Here is a 26,470-nt window from a genome sequence, read left to right on the forward strand (position 1 = left end):
GCGATCGCCGGCCCCAACTTCCACGGTGTGCAGGTAAACGTTTTGCGGGCCAGGATGCGGGAGTCGTGATCGGCCACCACGATCACCTGCTTCTTGGCTGCCAGGTCGATCGCCACCACCGCATAGTCGCGGCCCACGATTTCTCGGAACCGGGTCAACCGGTCGTTTCGGCGTTTCGCTCCTCGGCTCAACGGACTAGCCTCGAACATCGACATCCTCCTTTTGTGGTTGGGACACCAAGCCCTTACGACCACAACAGGAGGATGTCCCTCATTTCACCACCTTGGAGCTATTACTAGGTGCGAGGAGCGCGAGCGACAACCGGCCTTGCTGCCTGAGGCGCGAGGAGCGATAGCCGCCGGGCTGAGTAGCGACGGAGGAGCGTATCGAAGTCGACGAGCCTCGAAGGCCTGGTGAGACACCGTCGCCCACCTGACTACCGGTCGAGTTGAGGTTCGGCAGTCGGGATTTGGGCGGAAATAGATGTCTCCCGCGTGACCGATTCCTTCCCGCTTACCGGGTAGCGCTCGCGGGAAGGAAACAGTTCCGCGGGAGGGAACAACCAGCGGTCAGCCGAACGCCGGCGACGCACGCCGTTCGTCGAGCCCGGCCGGGTAGCCGCCGGCGATGGCGATCCGGTTCCAGGTGTTGATCATCGCGATCGCGGCCACGAGCTGCCCCGTCTCGACGGCATCGAAATGTGCTCGCACGTCGTTGAACACGTCATCGGTGACCCCGCCCTCGCCGAGCCGCGTCAGTTGTTCGGCGAGCGCGAGGACGGCGCGCTCCCGGGCGTCGAACACGGTTCCGGCCTCGCGCCAGGCCGTGAGCATCAGCAGTTTGCGCGGGTCGATCTGCGCGGCCAGCGCATCGCCGGCATGCATGTGCAGGCAGTACGCGCAGCCGTTGAGCTGAGACACCCTCATCGAGATCAGCTCGCCGATCTCGGCGTCGACACCCGCCGACGACGCCCGCTGCAAGGCGACGAGGGCCTTGTAGACCGCCGGATTGTCCTGCGGAATCCACATGCGCGTCGACGGGCGCGTCCGAACACTCATCGCGCACTTCCTGCGGGAGCGTCGGCATGGCGCGCCAACCACTGCTCGACGGTGGTCGGGGTGACGACGTCCGGGTTCGCGGGCACCAGGCCCCCGCCGCGGATCGCCGGTCCACCGACGGGCGCCCCGAGGATCCAGCGCGGCGATCGACGCCGCGCCGCAACGGCTTTCGCCACGTCGACGAGATCCATCTCGGCCGGTCCCGCGACCTCGATCTTACGGAACCCGCCCGCCTCGACCGGTGCGGGCGCAGTGGTGGCCGTGTCCGCGACCACCTTCGCCACGTCCTCCGCGGCCGCCGGGCGGCACCGCATCTTCGGCACGATCGCGACGGGACCGACGGCCATCCGTCCCATCATCTGTTCGGCGAGTTCGAACCACTGCACCGACGCCAGGATGGTCAGTGTGGCCGGTTCGACGACGTCGCGATAGGCGGTCTCTTGAGCCGCTTTACCCTGGTAATAACCGAATTTCGCGTTCACTGCCGGATCGTCCGCGTTGACGATCGACACGCAGACGACGTGCCCGACGGCGGCCGCGGTCGCCGCCCGCCCGATGTTGTGCGCCGTCGTCCGGAAGAAGTCGATCGCCTTCTTCGCGCTCAGCGTCTCGACACTGAGGCAGTCGACCACGACGTCGGCCCCGGCCATCGCCCCGGCCAGCCCCTCGCCGGTATAGGCGTCGACCCCGGCCGCCCGATTCGCCCGCACCACCTCGTTGCCGCGCTCGGCGAGCAGATCCGCCACCCGGCTGCCCAGTACCCCGCTCGCTCCGATCACCACGATCTTCATCTCGCCCTCCTTGCCGACTTCGTCGGTTGTTGTGCCTGCTTGTGTCTCTGGACCTAGGCTAATGCGGGATTAGCACAAGAAAGTGGTCCAATCCGATGGAAGAAAACAGAGTCAATCAAGGCTCCGACCGTTCCGACCCGTGGGCGGAGGTGGCTGCTCGCCTCGGCGCCGATCTGTTCCTCGACCTGCAGCCGGACCCCCGGGCGAGTGCACGCGGGCGCGGTGCGACGCTGCGTCGAACGCTCACCGAGGCGCTGCGGTCGGCGATCCTCGACGGACGCCTCCCTGCAGGCACCGCCCTACCGCCGTACCGTTCGCTCGCCGCCGACCTCGGCCTCGCCCGCGGCACGGTGTCGGCGGTTTATCAGGAGCTCGTCGCCGAGGGGTGGCTGACCGCGCGGCAGGGTTCGGCCACACGCGTGGCCGAGGGCGCGGCACACCCCGGCGCCGCCGGACGGGACGATGAACGCCCGCAGGCGCACCCGACTTTCCGCTTACCGCACGACTTCTCGCTCGGGCAGCCGTGTGCGGGCATGTTCCCGCGGACGGACTGGATCCGCGCCACCCGTCGCGTTCTCACCGACGTCGGAGACGATGCGTTCGCACCCGCACACCCGCAGGGTCGCCCGGAACTCCGGCACGCCCTGAGCGCATACCTGGGCCGGACCCGCGGCGTCCGCACGAACGCCGACCGGGTGATCCTCGGGACCGCGGTACAGTCCTCGCTGGAGTTGCTGTCGCGCAACGTCATCGGCGGCACTCTGGCGGTCGAGAGCCACGGCCTGCCCTTCCACTGGCGAGCCGTCGAACGCGGCGGCACCCGGGTGATCCCGATCCCCGTCGACGACGAGGGGATGGTGATCGACGACCTCGAACGCAGCGGCGCCTCGGCGGTCCTGCTGTCGCCGAGCCACCAGTTCCCGACCGGGGTCGCGCTGTCGCCTGCGCGGCGCATGCAGGTCATCGAGTGGGCCCGGCGCACCGGCGCGATCATCGTCGAGGACGACTACGACGGCGAGTTCCGGTACGACCGCGACCCGGTCGGTGCACTGCAGGCACTCGGCCCGGATGTGGTGGTCCACGCCGGGTCGATGTCCAAGAGCCTCTCCCCCGCCGTGCGCGCCGGGTGGCTTGCGCTGCCACCTCAGCTGGTGGATGTCATGGTGGGCGCCAAGGGAGTACGCGAAGGCGACGCGAGCATCGTCGATCAGCTGATCCTCGCCGATCTCATCGATTCCGGCGCCTACGACCGGCACATCCGCCGCAGCCGGCAGGTGTATCGGCAGCGCCGCGACGCACTCGTCGAAGCCGTCACCGCATGCGGTTTCGCGCTACCCGGCATCGCCGCCGGACTGCATGCGGTCATCCCCGTCGACCACGTCGAGGAGGGCGCACTCGTTCACGAGGCATTCCGGCGCGGGATCGGGCTCGTCGGATTGTCGTTGTTCCGTCACCCGGACGCCGATCCCCTGCCACACGGCGGCCTGGTCGTCGGTTTCGGAACGCCCGCGGCGTCGACCTTCACCGCCGACCTGCAGGCCCTTCGCGACCTACTTGCCGAATCGCCGGCTGCGCGCGGAGTAGTCCCGTAGGGCGCGCAGGAAGTCGACCCGGCGGAACTCCGGCCAGTACGCGTCGGTGAACCAGATCTCCGAATAGGCGCTCTGCCACAACAGGAATCCCGACAGTCGTTGTTCTCCGGAGGTCCGGATCACGAGGTCGGGGTCCGGCTGGCCCTTGGTGTAGAGGTTCGCGTCGATCGCCTCGACGGTGACCGCCTCGATCATCTCCTCGGGAGTGGCGCCGGCGGCGCGCTTCTCGTCGAGCAGGGCCCGCACCGCGTCGACGATCTCCTGGCGGCCGCCGTACCCGACGGCGACGTTGACATTCATCCCGTGTCGTTCGGAGGTGCGGTCGGCCGCGGCCCGGAGTCGCCCGGCGACGGCCTCGGGCAGCGCGTCGAGGGTGCCGACGATGCGGATGCACCAGTCGCCGTCGGGCGAGGAGATCTCGTCGACGATGTCGGGCACGATCTCGAGCAGCGCGTCGAGCTCGTCGGACGAGCGGTTCAGGTTCTCGGTGGAGAGCAGGTAGATGGTGACGGCCTCGATGCCCAGACCCGCGCACCAGCCGAGCATGTCGGCGATGCGCTGGGCGCCCACGCGGTGCCCGTGACTGACGTCGTCGAATCCCGCCTCGCGCGCCCAGCGGCGATTGCCGTCGCAGATGATCGCGACGTGCCGCGGTAGGCGCTGGGTGTCGAGGAGTTGGATGAGTCGACGTTCGTAGATGGTGAGAGCTGGACGGCGCACCCGATCCGGCAGCAGCTTCATCCTTCGCGGCCTCGTGTCACGTGGGACACCTTACGCGCCGGGGTGCGAGCAGGATGACCCTGCCGACCTCCGCGACGGTCCCTACAGACGAGTAAGTTACGGTACCGTAGGTTTTGTGAACACACTGTCGACCCCGCCCCCGGACGTGGCCGATCGCCCGCGTCTGCGCGGCGTGATCCACCACTACTCCGCCTATGTGGCAGCGGTCGCCGGCATCGCGCTGGTCATCGGTGCCGCCATCCTCGACGGCGCCGTCGCCGCGCTGACGTGTGCGGTGTACGCGATCACCGTCGTCGGACTCTTCGCCGTCAGCGCCACCTATCACCGCATCCCGTGGAAGACGGCGCGTGCGCGCATCCGGATGAAGCGTGCCGATCACGCGATGATCTTCCTCTTCATCGCCGGCACCTACACACCGTTCTGCGCCCTCGGCCTACCGTCGCCGACGAGCTGGTGGGTGCTCGGCATCGTCTGGGCGGGCGCGCTCGGCGGGTCGCTGCTGAAGATCCTCTGGCCGGGCGCTCCGCGCTGGCTGGGCGTGACCCTCTACATCCTGCTCGGCTGGGTCATCGTCGTGGTCGCCCCGGCCCTGGTCTCCCAGACCGGCTACCTGATCATGATCCTGCTGGCGATCGGCGGCGTGCTCTACAGCGTCGGCGGCGTCCTCTACGCGGTGCGCTGGCCCAATCCGTGGCCGCACACCTTCGGCCACCACGAGGTCTTCCACCTCTGCACCGCGGTCGCGGCACTACTCCACTACGCCGCCGCCTGGCTGGTCGTCGTCAACTGACCAGCCAGGCGTAGGGCGGAACTCAGGCGCGGGCGAGCGCGTCGAGGACGGTGGCGCTGGCCTCCCAGCCCATGCACTTGTCGGTGACGGACTTGCCGTAGACCAGCGGGGTGGCATCGGTCGACTGCGCGCCGGGCTCGAGGAAGCTCTCCAGCATGACGCCGCTGATGTTCGACGCCTTGCCGGCCTCGCGGGTGGCACGCAGGGTCGCGGCGATCTCCGTCGCGACCTCCGCCTGGCGGACGTGGTCCTTGCCGGAGTTGGCGTGCGAGCAGTCGATCATCACGCGTGCGGGCAGTCCGGCCTTCTCGAGGGCCGCAGCCGCCGACGCAACCGACTCGGCGTCGAAGTTGGGTCCACGGGTGCCGCCGCGCAGGATGATGTGGCAGTCCTCGTTGCCCGCGGTCTCCACGACCGCGCCGTTGCCGAAGTCGTCGACCCCGAAGAAGACATGTTCGGCCGCAGCGGCTTTCACGCCGTCGATGGCGACCTGGACGTTGCCGTCGGTGCCGTTCTTGAAGCCGATCGGCATCGACAGACCCGAAGCGAGCTGGCGATGGACCTGCGACTCGGTGGTGCGGGCGCCGATGGCACCCCAGGCGACGGCGTCGGCGATGTACTGCGGGCTGGTCGGCTCGAGGAACTCACAGCCGACGGGCAGACCGAGGTCGATGATGTCGAGCAGCAACGACCGGGCGGTCCGCAGGCCGCGCTCGACGTCGAAGGTGTTGTCCATGCCCGGGTCGTTGATGAGGCCCTTCCAACCGACCGTGGTGCGCGGCTTCTCGAAGTAGACCCGCATGACGATCTTCAGACGGTCGGAGTACGCGTCGGCCAGCGGCGCCAGACGACGCGCGTAGTCGATCGCGGCGATCGGATCGTGCACCGAGCACGGTCCGACGATGACGAGCAGACGGTCATCGCGGCCGGCGAGGATGTCGGCGATCTCGTCGCGGTCGCGGGCGACGGCCAGCGCACGACGAGCGGTCAGGGGCAGCTCGGCGCGGACGGTGTCCGGCGACGGGATCGGACGGAAGGACTTGATCCGACGATCAGAAGTCGATTCGGCCTTGTCGGCCGTGCGTGTGGAGAGATCCGGGAGAGTGGTCACGGTGTGTGCCTTTCGAGGTCATGCCCTGTCGGTGGTCCAACCGGGGCACGCCTTCACGATGGTGGAGCCCCGCTCAAAACAAAGAGCAGCGACCGTATGGTCGCTGCTCGGGCTCCGGGTGTTACGTGCGCGCGCTTGGTCAGCGCTTCATCGTGGCCCCACCCGGAGCCTCGATAAAGCGCCAATATGCGCGCACGGTGCTGATCACGGCGACAAGAATAGCACAACGGGTTGTTCGACGACCGTGGCCTACGGGTGACCTCGGTCGATCAGTTCACTGAGCACGATGATCGACTCGGACTTGTCCACCGGGCCGGCCGCCCGGATGCGTTCCAGTGCCTGTTCGAGGTGGCGTACGTCGCGGGCCCGCACCCGCAGGATGGCGTCGGCCTGACCCGAGATGGTCGCGGCGCTCACGACCTCGGGGATCGGCTCCCACGACGCCTTGAGCTCCTCGGGCGAGATGTTGCCGCGGCAGTACACCTGCACATAGGCCTCGGTGGTCCATTGCATGGCGTGCGGGTCGACGATGGCGGTGAAGCCCCGGATCACCCCGTCGTCGACGAGACGGTCGACGCGACGCTTGACGGCCGGGGCCGACAGCCCGACCTCGTCACCGATCTGCGCATAGGTCGCCCGGGCGTCGCGGGTGAGGCAGGCGAGCACCTTCTCGTCGAGATCGTCGAGCGTACGCAATGTATACCCACCTTGCCCTCTCACGGTGATCATTTGTTGCATGGATACGCAATCCACGGTGATTGTTTGCGCTGTTCGCCGACGATACGCTCGATTCATGACGTTGACGAGCCCGGGTATCGGCGCGCCTCCGGTACGCGAGGCGCGGCTTCGGACCTACGCGATGACCCCGCCCGTGCACTTCACCGTGTCCTATGCGATCAATCCCTGGATGGACACCTCGGTCCCGGTGGACACCGACCGCGCCCTCGCCCAGTGGCACACCCTCCGATCGGTGTACGAATCACTCGGCCACACGGTGCATCTGGTGGACCCGGTGCCCGGCCTGCCCGACATGGTCTACGCCGCCAACGGCGGTCTCAGCGTCGGCGACACCGTCGTCGCCGCCCGTTTCGCCTTCCCGGAGCGGGCCGCGGAAGGCGATCTGTACGCGGAGTGGTTCGCCCGCAACGGCTTCGGCACCGTCCATCGCACCACCGGCATCCAGGAGGGCGAGGGCGACTTCCTGGTCGTCGGCGACCGAATCCTCGCCGGCACCGGTTTCCGTACCCAGCGTTCCGCGCACGACGAGGTCGCCGCGATCACCGGCCGACCGGTCATCACCCTCGAGCTCGTCGACCCGCGGTTCTATCACCTCGACACCGCACTGGGCGTCCTCGACGACCACACGATCGCCTACTACCCCGCCGCGTTCTCCGAACGCTCACGCCGCCGACTCGACGCGCTGTTCCCCGACGCCATCATCGCCACCGACGCCGACGCAGGCGTGCTCGGCCTCAACCTGGTCTCCGACGGGCGCAACGTCGTGATGACCGACCGTGCAACGCATCTCGAGGCAGAGCTGCGCGACGCCGGGTTCCGCCCGGTGACCGTCGATCTCTCCGAGCTGCTCAAGGGCGGCGGCGGGGTCAAGTGCTGCACCTTGGAACTGAGGAGTACCCACACCATGTCCGACACGCTCATCCCCCACGATGTGACGCTTCCCGCAGGTCCGATGCTCGACGCCGAACCGCATGTGGCACACAACTACTCCCCGATCCCGGTCACTGCTGCGACCGCCGAGGGTGCGTGGATCACCGATGTCGACGGCAAGCGTCACCTCGACTGTCTGGGCGCGTACTCGGCGGTCAACTTCGGACATCGCCATCCGCGGATCGTCGCCGCGGCTCTCGAGCAGATCGGACGGGTCACCCTCACCAGTCGCGCATTCCGTTCGGATCGTCTCGAACCGTTCTGCGCCGCGCTCGCGGGGCTCTGCGGCAAGGAGATGGTGTTGCCGATGAACACCGGCGCCGAGGCCGTCGAGTCGGCGATCAAGGTCGCTCGTAAATGGGGTTACGACATCAAGGGCGTCTCCGACGGCCGCGCGACGATCATCGTCGCCGGCGGCAACTTCCACGGACGCACCACGACGATCATCTCGTTCAGCGACGACCCCGACGCACGCGCCGGATTCGGACCGTACACACCGGGTTTCGTCCGGGTCCCCTACGGAGACGTCGAGGCGATCGCCGCCGCGATCGACGAGACGACCGTCGGTGTCCTGCTCGAACCCATCCAGGGCGAGGCCGGGATCATCGTACCGCCCGACGACTACCTCCCGCGGGTACGAGCCCTGTGTACCGACCACGACGTCCTGTTGATCGCCGACGAGATCCAGTCCGGGCTCGGTCGCACGGGACGCACCTTCGCCGTCGAACACTGGGGCGTGGAACCCGACGTCTACCTGCTCGGCAAGGCGCTCGGTGGCGGCATCGTGCCGGTCAGCGCGGTGGTGGCGAATCGCGACGTCCTCGGTGTCCTGCACCCCGGAGAGCACGGCTCGACCTTCGGCGGCAATCCCCTCGCCGCGGCGATCGGCCACACCGTCGTCGACATGCTCGCCGAGGGCACCTGGCAGGAACGCGCCATCGATCTCGGCGACCACCTGCACACCCGCCTGAGGGAATTCGTCGGCCACGGCGTCGTCGCGACCCGAGGTCTGGGACTGTGGGCGGGTATCGATCTCGATCCGGAACTCGGCACCGGCAAGGAGTTCTGCCTGCGCCTCGCCGGGCACGGCGTGCTGGCCAAGGACACGCACGGTTCGACGCTGCGACTCGCCCCGCCGCTCGTCATCACCGCACCGGAGATCGACTGGGCGATCGAGCGATTCGCCGAAGTGCTGGACGAACTCCGTTCCCGGTCAGCGTGATACGCGGTCGCGGTTGAGCCACCACGTCGACGTCGACAGAACCGTGGCGAAGGCGCACCACGCCGGGTAGGCGGCGAGCGCGGCCCCGGCCTTCGGATTCACGGCCGCGGTACGCCGTGTCAGGTCGGCGCTGCTGACCGTGAGGGCCGCGGCGGCCACCGACGCGGTGCCCAGCGCCCCCTTGCCGAAGTAGATCCAGCTCCATGCCCCGTTGAGTGCGAGATTGGCGCCGAGCGCGGCGATGTACGCCTGCTTCTCGTCCTGGTCCGGCCACTCGCCCAGTCCGTCGATCGCGGTGGCGGAGGTGACCGCGATGTCGGCGTACAGGGCGGTCCAGGCCACCGGGAACACCCAGGCCGGCGGCACGAAGGACGGCTTCTTCAGCCGCGGATACCAGGTCTCGACCGCGGGTTTGGTGACCACGCTGCCGATGGCACCGGCTGCGGCGGTGGCGAGTGAGGTCCCGATCAGAGTGGAGATGCGCATACCCATCAATACCCGTTCCGACGAATCCGACACCTGCGCCGTGTGAGCTGCCCTCAGCCGAACTGTGCGGCCAGGTTCTTCTCGTCCGTGACCGGCAGCCCGCAGACCGTTCCCCGGCACACGTAGGCGGCGTCGCGTCCGTCGACCGGGCCTCGTGCGACGAGTAACGGATGCGAATCCTGTTCGCCGGCAACAACGACCGCCCCGCCGGGGATGTGGGCCCAGGCCGCCCGGGTCAGGGCATGATCCGACGCGGGCCCTTCGGCCACGGCTATCTGGATCGGCCCGGCGACCCGCGCCGACATCACCGACATCCAGTGCCCGGCCGATCGCGGCAGCTTGGCGACGATCACCGATGCGCGGGACAGGCTGTGCTCTAACAGTTCTGCGTAACCGACCGCCTTGGCCGGGTCGGCGAGCATCGATGCGGTGAGCAGCGCCTCGGCCATGAGCGACGCCCCCGACGGGGTGGCACCGTCGATCGGGTCCCGGGGCCGGGCGATGAGCCCTTCACCGGTGGCGTCGAACCAGGCGCCGGGTGCCTCCGGGTCGGCGAAGCGTTCGACCGCGGAGTCGAGCAACCCCAATCCGGCGCCCAGCCACCGGGTTTCACCGGTGACCTGGAAAAGCGTGAGAAGGGCCGTACTCAGCGCCGCGTGGTCGTCGAGCCCACCATCGGTCTCCCCCACGTCCCCGCCGAGCGACGAACGTCGGAGGCGGCCGCCGATCAGGTGCATGCTCAGCAGCTCGTCTGCGCATCGAACGGCGGCGTCGACGTAGGTGGTGTCGCCCAGGCCGGCACCGGCTTCGGCGAGTGCGGTGATCGTCATGGCGTTCCACGCGGTGACGACCTTGTCGTCGCGGGCGGGTTGGACGCGTCTGCCCCGCGCGTCGAGGAGTGCGGCGCGCACCGTGTCGAAGCGCTCGCGGTCGTCGGGGTCGGCCGGGAGCTGCAGCGTCGACCGACCGTGTTCGAAGGTGCCCTGCTCGGTCACGGCGAACAGTTCGGCGGCCCAGCGTCCGGTCTCCGATCCGAGGATGTCGGCGAGTTCCGCCGGCGTCCACACATAGGTGGACCCCTCCACCCCGTCGGCATCGGCGTCGAGAGACGAGGCGAACCCGCCCGGCACCTGCAGGTCCCGCCGGAGGAAGGTGACCGTCTCCTCGACGATGCGGCGCGCCAACGGATCTCCGGTCCGCCGTGCGAGGTGGGCGTAGGCCCGCAGCAGCTGCGCGTTGTCGTAGAGCATCTTCTCGAAGTGAGGCACCACCCAGCCGGCGTCGACCGAGTACCGGGCGAAACCACCGGCGAGCTGGTCGTAGATGCCGCCCCGGGCCATCGCGTGCATGGTCCGTCCGGCGGCCTCGATGGCAGCGGCGTCGCCGGTGCGTTCGGTGTGCCGGATCAGCGCTTCGAGCAGCGCCGAGGGCGGGAATTTGGGTGCACCGCCGAACCCACCGAACTCGGCGTCCTCCTCACCGAGGACGGTGCGGACTCCGTGCGCGAGCAGTCGGTCGTCGACGGCGACGGTGCCGACCGGCAACGGGGCGGTGTTCGCCACGATGTGTTCGCGCACCTTCGCGGCGGTGTCGTCGAGATCGGCTCGACGCTGCGTCCATGCCTCGCTGACGGCGGTCAGAACCTGCCGGAAAGAAGGGATCTGCCCGTGCGGCCGCGGCGGGTAGTAGGTGCCGGTGTAGAACGGGTCGCCGTCCGGCGTGAGAAAGCAGGTCATGGGCCAGCCGCCCTGCCCGGTCATCGCGACGGTGGCACTCATGTAGATGGCGTCGATGTCGGGGCGTTCCTCCCGATCGACCTTGACGCAGACGAAGTCACGGTTCATCTGGGCCGCGGTGGCGTCGTCCTCGAAGGACTCGTGCGCCATCACGTGGCACCAGTGACAGGCCGCGTAGCCGACCGACAGCAGAACCGGCACATCGCGTTCGCGCGCCTGGTTCAGCGCGGCGTCGGACCACTCCTGCCAGTGGACGGGATTGTCGGCGTGCTGCCGGAGATATGGGCTCGTCGCCGAGCCCAGCATGTTCGACGAGGCGTCAGGTGTCCGCCGGGCGTCGCTCATCGGTCCCGGTCGTGCTCGTCGCGTCCTGACTTCCGGGGGCGGCGTCGTCGGCGGTGGTGACCGGCCCCGACGGGTCGGTGCCTTCGTCGAACGCCTGATCTGCCTCGGGGTGATCGGTGTCGAAGGACTCCGGCAGCTTCTTGAGCTGGCGACTCATCGACCAGATCAGGAACGCGGTCCCGACCAGCAGCAACAGGATCACCAGCAATCCCAGCGGCGACGACTTGCCGAACTCCGGCCCCTGCGGCTCCTCGGCCGCCACGACCATCACGGTGTTGACGATGTCGATGTTCATCACGCCTCGATTCCGGTGAACAGATCGGTTTCGGGCAGGGCGGTCTTCACGCGCGTCTTGGCCAGCTCGAACTCCTCGGTCGGCCAGAGTCGCTGCTGCCACTCCAACGGTACGGCGAAGAACATGCCGTTGGGGTCGATCTGCGTCGCATGCGCGCGCAACGCGTCGTCACGCTGCGGGAAGTACTTGGCGCACTCGACCTGGGTGGTGACCCGACCCATGAGGTCGCCCCGGCTCGGGTCCCACTTGCTGAGCCACTCGGTGAACGGGCTCTCCTGGCCGTGGCGCTCGAACTCGTCGGAGAAGAGCTCCATCCGGTCGCGGATGAAACCGTGCGTATAGTACAGCTTCGACACCGTCCACGGCTCACCGGTTCCGGGGAATGCGTCGGGGTCGCCGGCCTGGTCGTAGGCCGCGACCGACACCTCGTGGCACCGGATGTGATCCGGGTGCGGGTACCCGCCGTGCTCGTCGTAGGTGATCATCACGTGCGGACGGAACTCGCGGACCAGACGGACGAGCGCCTCGGTCGCCTCCTCGAGCGGGACGGTCGCGAACGAGCCCTCCGGCAGCGGCGGCAACGGGTCGCCCTCGGGGAGCCCGGAGTCGACGAAGCCCAGCCACGTCTGCTTCACGCCGAGAGCCTCGGCGGCCCGGGCCATCTCCTCGCGGCGGACCTCGGTCATCCGCTCTTTGATGCCGGGACGGTCCATCGCCGGATTCAGGATGTCGCCGCGCTCGCCACCTGTCAGGGTGACGACGAGCACCTCGTTGCCTTCGGCCGCATACTTGGCGGTCGTGGCCGCACCCTTGCTCGACTCATCGTCGGGGTGCGCGTGGACCGCCATCAGACGGAACACACCCGGCTGCGGGCCGTCGGCATGGGATTCGGTCACAGTTCCTCACCTTCGGATCGTTACTGGTCCCATGGTAGGTATTGACGCGTGAACAGTTCGGATGGGGGCGCCGCGGAGCGCCCTCGCAGCGGCCCGCGCGCGACCTACCCGGAGAATTCCGCGTCCGCTCAGACCCGTCGTCGCTGGTTCCTCGCCCTGTCGATACTCGTCGTCGTGGTCGGCGTCACGCTGGCGGCAATCGGCTACAGCAAGTTCGGCACCGCCGACGTCTCCGGCGAGGCGACCGGTTACGAGATCCTCGACGACAACACCGTCGCCGTGCAGTTCACCGTCGACCGCTCCGATCCGAGCAAGCCCGCGGCCTGCGTGGTGCGCGGACGATCGAAGGACGGCAGCGAGACCGGACGGCGCGAGATCCTGATCCCGGCCGACTCCGCCGAACGGATCGGCGTCCGCACCGAGGTCACCACCTCCCAGCCGCCGGTCATCGGTGAGGTCTTCGGCTGCACCGTCGACGTGCCCGCCTACCTCCAGCCCGAGTCGTGAGCACGCGGCAGACCGAACCAGGCGACGCGGCAACACCCCGCGCCGCGTTCGCCGCCATCGGCAGCCGCTACTTCCCGCTCCTCGTCGCACTGTTCGTCGGTGTAATGCTGATCAGCAACGTCACCGGCACCAAGGGCGTCGTGCTGTTCGACGACTGGCTCAACATCGACCTGGGCCCCATCCACATGCAGGGCCTGGTCACCGACGGCGCGTTCTTCCTGTTCCCGCTCGCCTATGTCCTGGGCGACGTGATCAGCGAGGTGTACGGCTTCCGCGCGATGCGTCGCACGATCCTCGCCGGCTTCGCCGTGCTCATCCTCGCCTCGCTGTGCTTCTGGCTGACCATCCACCTACCCGCCGCCGATTTCTATGAAGGCCAGGAGGCTTTCGAAACGGTCGCCGGCGTCGTTCCGCAATTCCTGCTCGCCGGCCTCGCCGGATATGTGGTCGGCGAATTCCTGAATTCATTCGTGTTGGTCAAAATGAAAGAGCGTGCCGGTGAGCGGCATCTGTGGGCGCGCCTTTTGGGATCGACGGTCGTCGGCGAATTCGCGGACACCCTCGTCTTCTGCTCGATCGCGGCAACTGCGCTGGGTATCTCCACCTGGGGAGACTTCGTCAACTACACGATTGTCGGATTTGTCTGGAAAACCCTGGTGGAGATCGTCATCATGCCCGTGACGTATTTCGTTGTGGGATGGTTGAAGCGAGCCGAACCCACCTACCAGGAAGCACTCGACGCGGCAACGGCTGGAACAACTGATGTGCCATAGGTCTCATCGGCTGGTATGATGATCGGATACACGGCTCCGCGAGGGGTCGTGTTGCTGCATTTATAGCAGTCCATATGCCGCGCGGTGAAAGAGTCGCATCGCGGCGCGGACAACACGAAGGAGTGACCGATGACCGACACCCAGGTGACCTGGTTGACCCAAGAGTCGCACGATCGCCTCAAGAGCGAACTCGACTCATTGATCGCCAATCGTCCGGTCATTGCCGCCGAGATCAATGAGCGACGCGAAGAGGGCGACCTCAAGGAGAACGGCGGCTACCACGCCGCCCGCGAAGAGCAGGGCCAGCAGGAAGCGCGCATCCGCCAGCTGCAGGAACTGCTCAACAATGCGAAGGTCGGCGAGGCGCCGACCCAGTCCGGCGTCGCCCTGCCCGGTTCCGTCGTGACCGTCTACTACGACGGCGACGAGAAGGACACCGAGACCTTCCTCATCGCGACCCGCGAAGAGGGCGCCTCGGGCGGCAAGCTCGAGACCTACTCCCCCAGCTCGCCCCTGGGCTCGGCCCTGATCGACGCCAAGGTCGGCGAGACCCGCGAGTACTCGGTGCCCAGCGGCGCGACGATCAAGGTGACCCTCGTCAGCGCGGAGCCGTACCACGGCTGAGATGGGTTGAAACCCACCACTTTTGGACAATCCCACCACCCTGAAGGGTGGTGGGATTGTCCATTTGTGGTGGGTTTCTCAGTCGGGTTGCCCGATCAGCCCAGATTCACCTTCACGCCGTCGGAGAACATCGAGTCGTGAAGCTCGATGCTGGCCGGCTTGGCGTCGGTGGGCATGTCGTAGACAACCTTGACCTCGACGGTGTTACCCGGGTTGATGTTGTCCCAGACGGGGATGTCGCCCGCGCCCAGCGAGATCTGCGCCGAGGTGTCGGGCTCGAAGCTGCGGCCTTCGGTGTCGAAGAGCTTCTGGTCGCTGGGCGAGAAGCTCTTCGGCTCCTTGCTGGTGTTGCTCACCGTCATGGTGACGATCACGAACTGGCCCTGTGCTTCCTCGGTGAGGAACTGGTTGTCGCCGACCGACGACAGCCCTGCCTCGACGTTCTTCACGACGAACTCGAACTTGCCGTCGCGCACCGGCGTGTTGAGCCCGGCGGCCTGCTCGTCGGTCTTCTCGTCGCCGTCGTCGGTACCCGATCCGGCCTGATCGCCGGAGTTCGAGCTGCCCGACGATGCAGTGTTGTCGGACGAATCGTCCCCACCGCCGGACACTGCCGCGATGATCACGATGAGCACGACCAGGATGCCCACGATCCACGGCCACTTCTTTTTCTTCTTCGGCGGCTGGATCGGCGCCTGGTACGCCGGCGGAGCGCCGTACGGCCCGGGGGCGTACTGGGGCTGCTGCCCGTAGGGCTGTCCGGGCGGGGGCTGCTGCCCGTACGGCTGTCCGGGCTGGGGCTGTCCCGGGTAGGGCTGGCCGGGCTGGGGATTCTGGGGGTCGGTCATCATGTTCCTTCTTCACTGCGGTCCCGGGAAGCGGGCCGCTCAAATGTCATTCTGCACAACAGGTCTGACGCTTCCGACGTGTCGTTTACTGAGACGAATCGAGCGCTGAATCGCGACGATCACAGTCATTCCCGAGACATTTCGGTAACGGCGGAGGCGCAAGACCAGATACTTCTGGCTAGCTGTGGTCGGCCCCGTACACGGCCTGTTCGTGGGTGAAACCCTCGAACTCCAGCTGCTCGATCAAGCTCTGCCGCGAGAACGGGGAGTACTCACGGTACTGACGGGCCGACTTTGCTGCCTGTACATACCAATTCACCTCGCCGTCGGCCTCGAGCTGATCGACGGCGGCGGACGAGTCCGAGTACGAAAAGCCCTCGAATTCAAGCTGGTCGACCAGTCCCGACTTCGAGAAACTTGTGTACTCGAGGTAGTCCCTCGCCATGGCGATCGCGCTCGACTTCTCCGACACGAGCTTGATCACGGGGGTCGGCACACCAGGCGCCGCCTGCGGGGCCGCGCTGGTGCCGAAGCCTGCCACGGCACCGATCGCCATCACGAACGCTGCCAGGACGCCTGCCGCCCACGGCCACTTCTTCTGGGGGTTGATCATCGTTCTTCCTTCTTCAGGAGCAGCTCTGGGAAGCCGAGCTACGTCTGAGAGCAAGGTGTCACGAGGGTCTGACAAAAACGTTGGCGCACAGTGTCATCCGATCGGATGATTCCGGTCCGGACCGGCAATCACGTCGACTTCGTTTCGACGTGCAGACGTCGATCGACGTCTGCACGTCGGGACCGAGGTTCGCCGGTCAGGCGGCCGCGAGCATGTCCAGCCACGGAGCGAGCACACCGACCAGCTCCCGGCGTTCGAGCGTCGCCCACGTCCAGCGGACCACCATGATCCCCTGCGCGCGTAGGGCATCCTCGCGTCGCTTCTCGCGGATGAGCGCGTCGCGGGCGGTCTCTCCCGGACGCAACAGACGTCCATACTTCTGCAGGCCCGTCGAACTCGCCGACAAGCTCTCCCTCCCAATCGAAATCGGCACGCGCAGGGCCATCGCTCGTCTGAAATGTGTGCTGCAGACGGGGAATCGGCAGCCCCGCCGCGATCATCTGGGCCCGACTCCACGATTCACCGATGCTCTCCGACGCGGCGTCGGCAAGTGAAAGCGCCCGACGCGCTGTACCCACACCGCGCCATCGGCCGCGTGATTCGAGGATGATTTTCATCCGTTCCACGTCTGCTTTGAGTGCGAGAGCGCGGTCGAACACGACGAGAGCTCGTTCGAAGTCGCCGGCCATCGCGACGTCGACCGCAGTTCGTTCGAGGGTCGTGACCGCGACGCCGTCGACGTCGGTGATGTCCTCCGGAGACAACGGGCCGGCGTGGACGATGCGATGGCCGCGCACGAAACCACCACGCTCACGTGTCTTCGTGAGATGGATGAGCTCGCGCTCCGGATGGAGCTGCGATAGTCCGAGCACGGCGGCTGCCGAGTCATGACTGAGCGTCGACGTGTCGCCGTCGCGCGCCGAGGTCGCGACGGCGATCGACTTCAAGCGGTACAGCTCGTCGTCGGCAGTGTCGGATTCGGGTACCGGCAGGACACAGACGCCGGGAGCAAGCCGGACGAGTTCACCTCGCCGGACCGCCCGTGCGACGACATCATCGGATATGCCGAGCCTGAGCGTGGTTTCGCGTCGAATGAGTCCGTGCCGGTCAGTCGGAAAAAGAGTCATATCTCTTGGACGCAGCGCACCCACATTTGGTTCACCTGTTTTCGACGCGGCCCAGCCGCGCTGACCGGCGAACCTCAACTCGGCAGGCAGACGTCGATCGAAGTCTGTGAGTCGAGTTGAGGTTCGCCGGTCCCGTCGCGGAAGCGCCTGTGTGACCGACTGGTCGATGCTTGAATGGGCCACATGGGACGTTCCTATTCGCTGGAGACCTTCGACCTCGACTTCTTCGACGACGCGCCCGTACGCCACGTGATCGACGTTCGGCTGCCGGTCACCCCGCAGCGCGCCTGGGCGGAGTTCACCCGCCAGAACACCCTCGACTGGTGCCGCGCGATCAAGAAGATCGAGTTCACGTCTCCCCCGCCCTACGGTGCCGGCGCGACCCGCAAAGCAGTGCTCGGCCCGGGATACGTGACGCTCGAGGAGGATTTCTTCCACTGGACCGAAGAACCCGAAGCGGGCCGGTACCACAACGCATTCCGGGTCAAGAGCGCCAATGTGCCGGGTATCCGACGATTCGGCGAGGCCACCCAGATCGACCCCGCCGACGTCGGCTGCCGCCTGCGGTGGACCTTCGCATTGGAACTGCCCACCAAATCGAAGGCCGTCACCGCGTTCTCCGGCCCGGCGTCGTCGACGGTGTACAAGTCGATCGAAGCGGACACGCTCAAGCACTTCGCGCATCTGCCACCGGCGACCTAGGCCCACACGGGTTCACGCGGCGAAGACGGTCCGGGTTTGCTCCTCCAGCATTTCCAGGTGCAGTGGTACCGACTCGTCGACTCCGACTTCGTCGTGCAGTGCTGCCACCAGGCGGACGGGAACCGAATCAACCTTCGGCGCAATACCTATCGGCGCCGGCAGCGTGACGTCGACCTCGGCCTCGACCACCGACGGGCGACGCCCGGTCGAGGCGTGGTCGCGGCGGAGACCCCGGTCCCTGGTCAGAATGTGGATGACCATCCCGTCGAGCTTCTTGTCGGGCAACTCTTGGAAGATCACGTCGACGTGGTGCCAGTAAAGCCCGTCGATGGACACATCGAGCACCCGTCCGGTGATGGTGTCGTCGAGACGATGACGTCCGGCCGATGTCTCGAAGAGCACCCAGCCCGCTTCGTTCCACTCCACACATTCGAGAATGTCCCAGAGGTCACCGGCATCGTAGGACTCGCCGGCTCGCGTCAACACCGGTACCGCTGACCTCTCGATCCACGTCAAAGGCAGCTGCGGCAGTGTCCGCACGGCATACTCCCCTGCATCCCGTGTCGTCTCCAAGCGCGGCTTCGCCTTCGCCAACCGTGCCCGACGAGCATGGTGCTCCTCGCAGACCGGACCGTCGAGCGACTCCAGTTCTTCGAGCAGCGTCTCGCAGGTACGGCGAAGCCATCGCCAACTCTGTTTCAGATCCTCCCGAATACGCTCCGCATGCTCAGGTCCCCAGGCCGACTCGTTTGAGTGTGAACGTCTTCCCATGCACGGCAAGGTATGTGCGTACCGATACCCGACGACCAGATGACTGCACAGGTGACCGCTCCATCCACAACCTGGCGATCAAACCGCCCGCAGGAATCCAGCCTCACTCAGTGCTCGGCGCACGTCCTGCTGGTGGTCGGGCCCGCGGGTCTCGACGCTGACCGTCACCTGTACCTCGCCGAGGTAGAGGTCGTCGGCGACTCGTGAGTGCACGATGTCGATGACGCTCGCGCCGAGATCGCGGAGCAGTTCGAGTAGTGCGAGGAGTCCGCCCGGGCGGTCGGAGACGGTGGCGGTGAACGTCAGGAACCGGCCTGCCGCGGTGAGGCCGTGCGTGGTGACGTGGCGCAGCAGCAAGGGGTCGATGTTGCCGCCGGACAACACGACGCAGACCTTCCCCGACAGGTCGAGAGTGCCGCCCGCCGCCGCGACGCCTGCTGCGCCGGCGGGTTCGACGACCATCTTCGCCCGTTCCAGCATCAGCAGAAGCGCGGTGCTGAGTTCTTCCTCGCTGACCGTGACGACCTCGTCGACGTACTCGGTGACGTGCGCGAACGGGACGTCACCCGGCCGGGCCACGGCGATGCCGTCGGCCATGGTGTTCATCGACGCCGCGGGAACCGGATGCGTCGCGGCGAGAGATGTCGGCCAGGCCGCGGCCTGCGCTGCCTGCACACCGATGACGCGGACGTCCGGCCTCGATGCCTGGACCGCTGCCGCGACTCCGGCCAGCAGACCGCCGCCGCCGAGCGGCACGACGATGGTCGTGACATCGGGCATCTGCTCGAGGGTCTCGACCCCGACGGTGGCCTGACCGGCGACGATGTCGAGGTGGTCGAACGGATGGATCAGCACCGCACCGGTCTGGTCCGCGTACCGCTGGGCTTCGACGAGCGCGTCGTCGACCGTCTCACCGGCCAGAACCACCTCGGCGCCATAGGCTTTCGTCGCCGCGATCTTCGGCAGCGACGCGCCGGTCGGCATGTACACGCGTGCGGTGATGCCCAGCTCGGTCGCCGACCAGGCGACACCCTGCGCATGATTGCCCGCGCTTGCCGCGACGACGCCGCGGGCGCGCTCCTCGGCGGTCAGCCGAGAGATCCGCAAATATGCGCCCCGCGGTTTGAACGAGCCCGTCCGCTGCAGGTTCTCGCACTTGAGCCAGACGTCGGCGCCACTCCGCTCGGAGAGCACGCGGGATGCCACCATCGGCGTCCGGCGGACCACGCCGGACAGCTCGGTGGTCGCCTTCTCGATGTCGGCCGGGGTCAGCAGCATGGCGCTCAGCGCAGCGCGTTCTCCAGGTCACCCAGGATGTCGTCGATGTCCTCGATACCCACCGACAGGCGGACCAGGTTGGCGGGGACCTCCAGCAGCGAACCGGCCGTCGACGCGTGGGTCATCGCGCCGGGATGTTCGATCAGCGACTCGATGCCGCCCAGCGACTCGGCCAGCGTGAACACCTCGGTGCGGGCACAGAAGGCCTTGGCCTCCTCCATGCCACCCTTGACCAGGACCGACACCATGCCGCCGAAGCGCTTCATCTGCTTCGCCGCGACCTCGTGACCCGGATGGTTCTCGAGTCCCGGGTACAGGACGGCCTCGATCTTGTCGTGCGAGTTCAGGAATTCGACGACCTTCTCGGCGTTGTCGCAGTGGCGGTCCATGCGGACGGCGAGCGTCTTGGTGCCGCGCATCGTCAGGTAGCCGTCGAACGGTCCGGGCACCGCGCCTGCACCGTTCTGCAGGAAGGCGAAGGCCTCGTCGAGTTCTTCGCTGTCGGTGACCAGCGCACCGCCGACGACGTCGGAGTGGCCGCCGAGGTACTTGGTGGTCGAGTGCAGCACGACGTCGGCGCCCAGCGTCAACGGCTGCTGCAGGTAGGGCGAGGCAAAGGTGTTGTCCACCACGAGCTTCGCACCGGCCTCGTGCGCGATGGAGGCGATCGTCTCGATGTCGCCGACGTTGAGCAGCGGGTTGGTGGGCGTCTCGGTCCAGACGAGCTTGGTCTCCGGGCGGATCGCGTCGCGCACCGCGGCGACGTCGGACACCGGCGCCACCGAGTAGGTGATGCCCCACTGGGTGAACACCTTGTCGATGAGACGGAAGGTGCCGCCGTAGGCGTCGTTGGGGATCACCAGGTGGTCGCCCGGACGCAGCGTCGAACGCAGCAGGCAGTCGGTGGCGGCCATGCCGGACGCGAAGGCGCGACCGTAGGTTCCGTGCTCGAGTGCGGCGAGGTTGGCCTCCAGCGCACGTCGCGTCGGATTGCCGGTGCGGGCGTACTCGAAGCCGTCGCGCAGTCCGCCGACGCCGTCCTGGGCGAAGGTCGAGCTGGCGTAGATCGGCACGTTCACCGCACCGGTCTGCGGATCCGGGTCGTAGCCAGCGTGGATGGCGCGGGTCGAGAAACCTTGCCAGCGAACCGAATCCGCGGCGCTGCGTCGTTCACTCACAGTGTTGTGCTCCTATCCGACGATCGGGTGGCTCGAGACGAACGCGAGCAGGTCGTGGCGCGTGATGACGCCGATGGGCTTGCCGTCCTCGACGACCATCAGCGCATCGCTGTCGCCGAGGGCCTTGGTGGCGGCGCTGACCGGCTCACCGGAACCGATGAGCGGGAACGGATCTCCCATGTGGGCCGAGACCGGATCGGCCAGGCTGGCACGACCCTCGAAGACGGCGCTGAGCAGATCGCGTTCGGTGACCGCACCCGCGACCTCGCCGGCCATGACCGGCGGTTCGGCGCCGACGACCGGCATCTGCGACACCCCGTACTCGCGGAGGATCTCGATGGCGTCGCGCAGCGTCTCCTGCGGGTGGGTGTGGACGAGGTCGGGCAGGGCGCCGGTCTTGCCGCGCAGCACGTCGCCGACCAGCGACTCCTTGGTGTTGGCATCCAGCGGCGTGCGGAGGAAGCCGTAGCTGCTCATCCACTCGTCGTTGAAGATCTTCGCCATGTAGCCGCGTCCGCCGTCCGGCAGGAGGACCACGACGACTGCGTCGGGTCCCTCACGCTCGGCGACCTGGAGGGCTGCCACGACGGCCATACCGCAGGAACCGCCGACGAGAAGACCTTCCTCGCGGGCTAGGCGGCGCGTCATGTCGAACGAGTCGGCGTCGGAGACGGCGATGATCTCGTCCGGGATGTTCGGGTCGTAGGCGGCCGGCCAGAAGTCCTCGCCGACACCCTCGACGAGGTACGGGCGTCCGGTTCCGCCGGAGTAGACCGAACCCTCGGGGTCGACGCCGACGACCTTCACCGCACCGTTGGAGACCTCCTTGAGGTAACGCCCGGTGCCGGTGATGGTGCCGCCGGTTCCGACGCCGGCGACGAAGTGGGTGACCTTGCCGTCGGTGTCGGCCCAGATCTCCGGGCCGGTGGTCTCGTAGTGGCTCTGCGGGCCGGCAGGGTTGGCGTACTGGTTGGGCTTCCACCCACCCTCGATCTCCCGCACCAGGCGGTCGGACACGCTGTAGTAGCTGTCCGGGTGCTCCGGCGGCACGGCGGTCGGGCACACGACGACCTCGGCCCCGTAGGCGCGCAGCACGTTGCGCTTGTCCTCGCCGACCTTGTCGGGGCAGACGAACACGCACTTGTAACCGCGCTGCTGCGCGACGAGCGCGAGACCGACGCCGGTGTTGCCGGACGTCGGTTCGATGATGGTGCCGCCGGGCTTGAGTTCGCCGGAGGCCTCCGCGGCGTCGATCATCCGAACCGCGATGCGGTCCTTGCTGCTCCCGCCGGGATTGAGGTATTCCACCTTGGCCGCGACCAGCCCGGATCCGGGCGCGGTGACGGAGTTCAGCTTGACCAGCGGGGTGTTGCCCACCAGGTCCACAACGTGATTGGCGATGCGCATGCCTCCATGGTCCCAGAACCGTCGTCGCCCCTGTCACCCGGCCGTCGTCAACCCGCGGGTCCCTTCGACACCCGGCCGACCCCTCTAGACTGGCGGCCGTGTCCGGTTTGAGTCGCAGGGTCGGTACCGACGGTCGATTCTGGGGTCGGGTCGCCCGCGACGTCGGGGCCACGGCGGCAGCCACCGCGGCCGGGGCCGGGGCGGGATGGGCGGTGTGGAATTTCCTCAACGACCAGGCCGCGACCGCCCGCACGGTGATCCCCCACCGCACCGACAACGCGCCCGACGGCGACGGCGTCTATCACCCGGACGGCCGGGTCACGCGCTACACCCGCGACACCCCCATCGACCTGTTCCTGACGGTGTTCGGCGATTCCACCGCGGCCGGGCTCGGCGTCGAGACGGCCGACGAGACGCCCGGCGTGCAGGTCGCGCGTCGCGTCGCGGCCGAGACGGGCAAGACGGTCCGCTACGCCAACAAGGCGATCGTCGGTGCGACGTCGAAGGGCCTGGCCGCCCAGATCGACGCGATGTTCATCGCCCGCGAACGACCGGATGTCGCGATCATCTTGATCGGCGCGAACGATGTGACCTCCCGCAACGGCATTCGTGCGTCGGCCCGTCGGCTCGGCGACGCGGTACGCCTGCTCATCGGCGGTGGCGCGAAGGTCGTCGTCGGCACCTGCCCCGACTTCGGGGTGATCACCGCCATCCCCCAGCCACTGCGAACGGTGTTGCGACAGTGGGGTCTTCGACTCGCCGCCGCACAACGGTCGGCGGTGCGCGCCGCAGGTGGACACCCGGTTCCGCTCGCCGACCTGTTGGCCAAGGAATTCCTCGCCCAACACGATTTCATGCTGTCACCGGATCAGTACCACCCGTCGGCGGCGGGATATGCGCTCGCCGCCGACATCCTGTTGCCGCCGGTCCTCGACGCCATCGGCGAATGGGGTTCGGCCCCGCTGCCCGAGCCCCCGGAAGAATCTCCCGCGGTGGAGGAGACGCGAGTGGCCACTGGACTCCGCCGCCTGCTCAAACAGGTGTGATCACCCACCCAGTGCGACCAAGCATCTGCTTGGTTGGGGTAGCGTGAGCGCATGGCTGAAGCAGTTATAGTATCCACCGCCCGCTCCCCGATCGGCCGCGCCGCCAAGGGATCCCTCAAAGACGTCCGTCCCGACGAACTGTCCCGTCAGATGGTCGAAGCGGCCCTCGCGAAGGTGCCCGAACTCGACCCGGCCGACATCGAGGACATCCACTGGGGCATCGGTCAGCCCGGCGGACAGGGCGGCTACAACATCGCCCGCGTGATCGCCGTCGAACTCGGCCACGACCACATCCCCGGCGTGACCGTGAACCGCTACTGCTCGTCGTCGCTACAGACCACCCGCATGGCGCTGCACGCCATCAAGGCCGGTGAGGCCGACGTCATCATCTCCGGCGGCGTCGAGAGCGTGTCGAGCTTCGGCATCTCCGGCGGTGCCGACGGCGCCCCGAACTCCAAGAACCCGCTGTTCGACGACGCGATGGCGCGCACCGAACTCTCCGCCGCGGGCGACGCCGGGATCTGGCACGACCCCCGCCAGGACGGACTCATCCCGGACGTCTACATCGCGATGGGCCAGACCGCCGAGAACGTCGCCTCCTTCACCGGCATCTCGCGTGAGGACCAGGACCGCTGGGGCGTCCTCAGCCAGAACCGTGCGGAGGAAGCCATCAAGTCCGGCTTCTTCGAGCGGGAGATCGACCCGGTCACCCTGCCCGACGGCACGCAGGTCACCACCGACGACGGCCCGCGCGCGGGTACGACCTACGAGAAGATCTCGCAGCTGAAGCCGGTCTTCCGCCCCGACGGCACCATCACCGCCGGCAACGCCTGCCCGCTCAACGACGGTGCGGCCGCGCTGGTCATCATGAGCGACACCAAGGCCAAGGAGTTGGGTCTGACCCCGCTCGCCCGGGTCGTCGCCACCGCCGCCACCGGCCTGTCGCCGGAGATCATGGGCCTGGGCCCGATCGAGGCGATCCGCAAGGTGCTCAAGGTCTCCGGGATGTCGCTGTCCGACATCGACCTCGTGGAGATCAACGAGGCCTTCGCCGTCCAGGTGCTCGGCTCGGCCAACGAGCTCGGCATCGACCACGACAAGCTGAACGTGTCGGGCGGCGCCATCGCTCTCGGCCACCCGTTCGGCATGACCGGCGCGCGGATCACCACGACCCTGCTCAACAACCTCCGCACCCACGACAAGACCTTCGGCATCGAGTCGATGTGTGTCGGCGGCGGTCAGGGTATGGCCATGGTGCTCGAGCGCCTCAGCTGACCCGAGCCTCGACCCCTTCGTCGACGCCCCTCGCCGCGTTCGGTCCCAGGATCGCAACGCTGCGAGGGGTTGTTCGTCGGTAGATCCCCCACGCGATCACCACGACGCCGACGATGTAGATCTCGGCCGGGATCGCCCACGCGTTGTTGGTCGCGTGGTTGTCGTGGATGTAGTACTGCGAGATGTGGCCGGCGAGGTCGCCGCCGTAGCTGATCGCCAGCGCCCAGACCGCGGCGTCGAGCCATCCGCCCCGGTTACGCACCCGGAAGGTCAGCACGCACAGCAGTCCCACTGCGATGTCGTTCCACCCGAGTTCCCACTGGAACATGCCGGGGTGGAAGTCGGGTCCGATGTCCTTGGCGACCTCCGCCGCGTTCGGGCCGACATGTCCGATGCCGGCCAGGATCCCGAAGATCCCGCCCGGTACGAGAATCCAGAGCATCACGAGCTCTGCCACGCGGCCGGTGGTGCGCCTGCGCGCCGACCGGTCCACCAATATGTGCACGATCGCGCCGACGACCATCAGCGCCAGCTGAAACAGAAACCACACCATTTCTCGATGGTCGGCACAGTCGCGATCCGCGTTCGCCCAGTTGACCCTGATTTCCCCCGGTCAGACGACAACGAACCCCACACCAACAGGGGTGTGGGGTTCGTGTGAGCCGGTTGCGGAGCTACCGCGTCGGAAACTAGTCCGAGTTGAAGTAGCTCAGCAGGCGCAGGATCTCGACGTACAGCCAGACCAGGGTGACGGTCAGACCGAGCGCGACGCCCCAGGCGGCGCGGTCGGGTGCACCGGCGCGGATCAGGCGGTCCGCCGAGTCGAAGTCGAGCAGGAAGCTGAACGCCGCCAGCGCGATGCAGACCAGCGAGAAGATGATCGCGATCGGGCCGCCGTCGCGCAGGATGCCGGCCTCACCGGTGAACAGGCCGATGACCAGGTTGCCGAGCATCAGCACGAGCACGCCGATCATGCCGGCGAACAGCATGCGGGTGAAGCGCGGCGTGACGCGGATGGCGCCGATCTTGTAGACGAACAGCATGCCGAAGAACACGCCGAACGTACCGAGGACCGCCTGCCCGATCAGGGCTCCGGCCGAGATGTCACCGCCGACGACCAGGTTCGCGAAGACGAACGAGATCGAACCGACGAACAGACCCTCGAATGCCGCGTAGGCGAGCACGATGGCCGGGTTGTCCTGCTTGCGACCGAAGGTCGCGACCAGGACGAGGACGAGGCCGCCGATCGCACCGACCATCATCAGCGGCAGCGCGAGGCTCGTCTGAGCGGCCTCGGTGGCCCGGCTGGAGATGCCGAAGTAGGTCGCGATCGCGACAACCGTCAGGACGCCCAGGGTGATGGCGGTCTTGGTGACCACATCGTCGATCGTGAGCTGCCGGGTGGCCGACGGTGCCTGCGGGGTGTACGGGTCGGTGGCCTGACCGTATTTGTTCATCGAGACGCCGGCGCCGGCCATGCCGGCCCCGAATCCCGCGTATCCGGATTGATTGTCGCGGACCACGCCGCGCATCACCGGATTGCTGCTCTCTCGCACGAAGCGCTCCTTAATCGGTACGGATGTATACCGT

Annotated in this window: 27 protein-coding genes and 1 pseudogene; 9 read left to right on the forward strand and 19 right to left on the reverse strand. The window is 67.5% G+C overall.

Annotated features, from left to right (window positions below):
* The 3 genes from LQD00_RS20485 to LQD00_RS20495 form a co-directional block, all read right to left on the reverse strand.
* A partial coding sequence (locus tag LQD00_RS20485; RefSeq protein WP_232719170.1) for a hypothetical protein occupies positions 1-215 on the reverse strand: 215 nt, incomplete at its 3' end.
* A gap of 354 nt (positions 216-569) precedes the next feature.
* A complete protein-coding gene (locus tag LQD00_RS20490) occupies positions 570-1,058 on the reverse strand; it encodes a carboxymuconolactone decarboxylase family protein (RefSeq protein ID WP_232719171.1) in 489 nt (162 codons plus the stop codon).
* Positions 1,055-1,849 carry an SDR family oxidoreductase gene (locus LQD00_RS20495; RefSeq protein ID WP_232719172.1) on the reverse strand — a complete coding sequence of 265 codons (795 nt, stop codon included), beginning with the start codon at positions 1,847-1,849 and terminating at the stop codon, positions 1,055-1,057. Before LQD00_RS20495 ends, LQD00_RS20490 begins: the two co-directional genes overlap by 4 nt.
* 95 nt (positions 1,850-1,944) lie before the next feature.
* Between LQD00_RS20495 and pdxR the strand changes: the two genes are divergently transcribed.
* Positions 1,945-3,441 (forward strand): MocR-like pyridoxine biosynthesis transcription factor PdxR, encoded by a 1,497-nt coding sequence (gene pdxR / locus LQD00_RS20500; RefSeq protein ID WP_232719173.1) that lies wholly within the window; start codon positions 1,945-1,947, stop codon positions 3,439-3,441.
* Here pdxR and LQD00_RS20505 read toward each other — a convergent pair.
* The gene (locus tag LQD00_RS20505) at positions 3,400-4,182 is read right to left on the reverse strand and encodes an isoprenyl transferase (protein WP_006866049.1); all 783 of its coding nucleotides are present in this window, start codon (positions 4,180-4,182) and stop codon (positions 3,400-3,402) included. The two genes, pdxR and LQD00_RS20505, sit on opposite strands and share 42 nt — an antisense overlap.
* Positions 4,183-4,297: 115 nt before the next feature.
* Here LQD00_RS20505 and trhA point away from each other — a divergent pair, with 115 nt between their 5' ends.
* A complete protein-coding gene (trhA, locus tag LQD00_RS20510) occupies positions 4,298-4,972 on the forward strand; it encodes a PAQR family membrane homeostasis protein TrhA (protein WP_232719174.1) in 675 nt (224 codons plus the stop codon).
* A gap of 22 nt (positions 4,973-4,994) precedes the next feature.
* On the opposite strand, the gene LQD00_RS20515 is transcribed toward trhA, so the two are convergent.
* The gene (locus tag LQD00_RS20515) at positions 4,995-6,083 is read right to left on the reverse strand and encodes a 3-deoxy-7-phosphoheptulonate synthase (RefSeq protein WP_232719175.1); all 1,089 of its coding nucleotides are present in this window, start codon (positions 6,081-6,083) and stop codon (positions 4,995-4,997) included.
* Between the two features lie 249 nt (positions 6,084-6,332).
* Positions 6,333-6,779 carry an Lrp/AsnC family transcriptional regulator gene (locus tag LQD00_RS20520; protein WP_232719176.1) on the reverse strand — a complete coding sequence of 149 codons (447 nt, stop codon included), beginning with the start codon at positions 6,777-6,779 and terminating at the stop codon, positions 6,333-6,335.
* A 97-nt stretch (positions 6,780-6,876) separates the two neighbouring features.
* Between LQD00_RS20520 and rocD the strand changes: the two genes are divergently transcribed.
* Positions 6,877-8,973 (forward strand): ornithine--oxo-acid transaminase, encoded by a 2,097-nt coding sequence (gene rocD / locus LQD00_RS22795; RefSeq protein WP_269785259.1) that lies wholly within the window; start codon positions 6,877-6,879, stop codon positions 8,971-8,973.
* On the opposite strand, the gene LQD00_RS20535 is transcribed toward rocD, so the two are convergent.
* The 4 genes from LQD00_RS20535 to mca are packed head-to-tail and all read right to left on the reverse strand — an operon-like array spanning position 8,965 to position 12,731.
* On the reverse strand, positions 8,965-9,459 hold the full coding sequence (locus LQD00_RS20535; protein ID WP_232719177.1) for a TspO/MBR family protein: 495 nt from the start codon (positions 9,457-9,459) through the stop codon (positions 8,965-8,967). The two genes, rocD and LQD00_RS20535, sit on opposite strands and share 9 nt — an antisense overlap.
* A 53-nt stretch (positions 9,460-9,512) precedes the next feature.
* Positions 9,513-11,501: a thioredoxin domain-containing protein gene (locus tag LQD00_RS20540; RefSeq protein WP_232719262.1), complete on the reverse strand. Its 1,989-nt coding sequence runs from the start codon at positions 11,499-11,501 to the stop codon at positions 9,513-9,515.
* Positions 11,502-11,514: 13 nt separating this feature from the next.
* Positions 11,515-11,835 carry a hypothetical protein gene (locus LQD00_RS20545; protein ID WP_232719178.1) on the reverse strand — a complete coding sequence of 107 codons (321 nt, stop codon included), beginning with the start codon at positions 11,833-11,835 and terminating at the stop codon, positions 11,515-11,517.
* Positions 11,835-12,731 (reverse strand): mycothiol conjugate amidase Mca, encoded by an 897-nt coding sequence (gene mca, locus LQD00_RS20550; RefSeq protein ID WP_232719179.1) that lies wholly within the window; start codon positions 12,729-12,731, stop codon positions 11,835-11,837. Before mca ends, LQD00_RS20545 begins: the two co-directional genes overlap by 1 nt.
* 48 nt (positions 12,732-12,779) lie before the next feature.
* Between mca and LQD00_RS20555 the strand changes: the two genes are divergently transcribed.
* The 3 genes from LQD00_RS20555 (at position 12,780) to greA (ending at position 14,635) form a co-directional block, all read left to right on the forward strand.
* Positions 12,780-13,238, forward strand: a complete 459-nt coding sequence (locus LQD00_RS20555; RefSeq protein WP_232719180.1) for a DUF4307 domain-containing protein — start codon at positions 12,780-12,782, stop codon at positions 13,236-13,238.
* Positions 13,235-14,011 (forward strand): queuosine precursor transporter, encoded by a 777-nt coding sequence (locus LQD00_RS20560; RefSeq protein ID WP_232719181.1) that lies wholly within the window; start codon positions 13,235-13,237, stop codon positions 14,009-14,011. The genes LQD00_RS20555 and LQD00_RS20560 overlap by 4 nt, the downstream gene beginning before the upstream one ends.
* A 129-nt stretch (positions 14,012-14,140) precedes the next feature.
* On the forward strand, positions 14,141-14,635 hold the full coding sequence (gene greA / locus LQD00_RS20565; RefSeq protein WP_006866060.1) for a transcription elongation factor GreA: 495 nt from the start codon (positions 14,141-14,143) through the stop codon (positions 14,633-14,635).
* Between the two features lie 95 nt (positions 14,636-14,730).
* Here the strand turns inward: greA and LQD00_RS20570 are convergent, their stop codons facing one another.
* The 3 genes and pseudogenes from LQD00_RS20570 to LQD00_RS20580 all read right to left on the reverse strand — a co-directional run bounded on the left by LQD00_RS20570 (position 14,731) and on the right by LQD00_RS20580 (position 17,223).
* On the reverse strand, positions 14,731-15,483 hold the full coding sequence (locus LQD00_RS20570) for a DUF4352 domain-containing protein (protein ID WP_232719182.1): 753 nt from the start codon (positions 15,481-15,483) through the stop codon (positions 14,731-14,733).
* 178 nt (positions 15,484-15,661) lie between these two features.
* Positions 15,662-16,096 (reverse strand): Ltp family lipoprotein, encoded by a 435-nt coding sequence (locus tag LQD00_RS20575; protein ID WP_232719183.1) that lies wholly within the window; start codon positions 16,094-16,096, stop codon positions 15,662-15,664.
* A gap of 196 nt (positions 16,097-16,292) precedes the next feature.
* Positions 16,293-17,223, reverse strand: a pseudogene (locus LQD00_RS20580) (hypothetical protein).
* Positions 17,224-17,406: 183 nt separating this feature from the next.
* Between LQD00_RS20580 and LQD00_RS20585 the strand changes: the two are divergent.
* Complete coding sequence (locus LQD00_RS20585) at positions 17,407-17,925, forward strand: SRPBCC family protein (RefSeq protein WP_232719184.1); 519 nt, start codon at positions 17,407-17,409, stop codon at positions 17,923-17,925.
* Positions 17,926-17,937: 12 nt separating this feature from the next.
* Here the strand turns inward: LQD00_RS20585 and LQD00_RS20590 are convergent, their stop codons facing one another.
* The 4 genes from LQD00_RS20590 to LQD00_RS20605 form a co-directional block, all read right to left on the reverse strand.
* On the reverse strand, positions 17,938-18,465 hold the full coding sequence (locus tag LQD00_RS20590) for a hypothetical protein (protein WP_232719185.1): 528 nt from the start codon (positions 18,463-18,465) through the stop codon (positions 17,938-17,940).
* Positions 18,466-18,774: 309 nt separating this feature from the next.
* A complete protein-coding gene (gene ilvA / locus LQD00_RS20595) occupies positions 18,775-19,974 on the reverse strand; it encodes a threonine ammonia-lyase (RefSeq protein WP_232719186.1) in 1,200 nt (399 codons plus the stop codon).
* Between the two features lie 5 nt (positions 19,975-19,979).
* Positions 19,980-21,152, reverse strand: coding sequence for a cystathionine gamma-synthase (locus LQD00_RS20600; protein WP_232719187.1), 1,173 nt, complete (start codon positions 21,150-21,152; stop codon positions 19,980-19,982).
* A gap of 12 nt (positions 21,153-21,164) precedes the next feature.
* Positions 21,165-22,559, reverse strand: coding sequence for a cystathionine beta-synthase (locus tag LQD00_RS20605; RefSeq protein WP_232719188.1), 1,395 nt, complete (start codon positions 22,557-22,559; stop codon positions 21,165-21,167).
* A 98-nt stretch (positions 22,560-22,657) separates the two neighbouring features.
* Here LQD00_RS20605 and LQD00_RS20610 point away from each other — a divergent pair, with 98 nt between their 5' ends.
* Together LQD00_RS20610 and LQD00_RS20615 are read left to right on the forward strand one after the other, a co-directional pair.
* Complete coding sequence (locus tag LQD00_RS20610; protein ID WP_232719189.1) at positions 22,658-23,605, forward strand: SGNH/GDSL hydrolase family protein; 948 nt, start codon at positions 22,658-22,660, stop codon at positions 23,603-23,605.
* Positions 23,606-23,656: 51 nt separating this feature from the next.
* Positions 23,657-24,880 carry an acetyl-CoA C-acetyltransferase gene (locus LQD00_RS20615; protein WP_006867496.1) on the forward strand — a complete coding sequence of 408 codons (1,224 nt, stop codon included), beginning with the start codon at positions 23,657-23,659 and terminating at the stop codon, positions 24,878-24,880.
* Here LQD00_RS20615 and LQD00_RS20620 read toward each other — a convergent pair.
* Positions 24,873-25,433 carry a DUF6790 family protein gene (locus tag LQD00_RS20620; protein ID WP_232719190.1) on the reverse strand — a complete coding sequence of 187 codons (561 nt, stop codon included), beginning with the start codon at positions 25,431-25,433 and terminating at the stop codon, positions 24,873-24,875. The two genes, LQD00_RS20615 and LQD00_RS20620, sit on opposite strands and share 8 nt — an antisense overlap.
* A gap of 136 nt (positions 25,434-25,569) precedes the next feature.
* Positions 25,570-26,436 (reverse strand): Bax inhibitor-1/YccA family protein, encoded by an 867-nt coding sequence (locus LQD00_RS20625; RefSeq protein WP_006867494.1) that lies wholly within the window; start codon positions 26,434-26,436, stop codon positions 25,570-25,572.
* Positions 26,437-26,470 lie beyond the last annotated feature (34 nt).

The sequence above is a fragment of the Gordonia metallireducens genome (assembly GCF_021245825.1).
GTDB classification, from domain to species: domain Bacteria; phylum Actinomycetota; class Actinomycetes; order Mycobacteriales; family Mycobacteriaceae; genus Gordonia; species Gordonia namibiensis.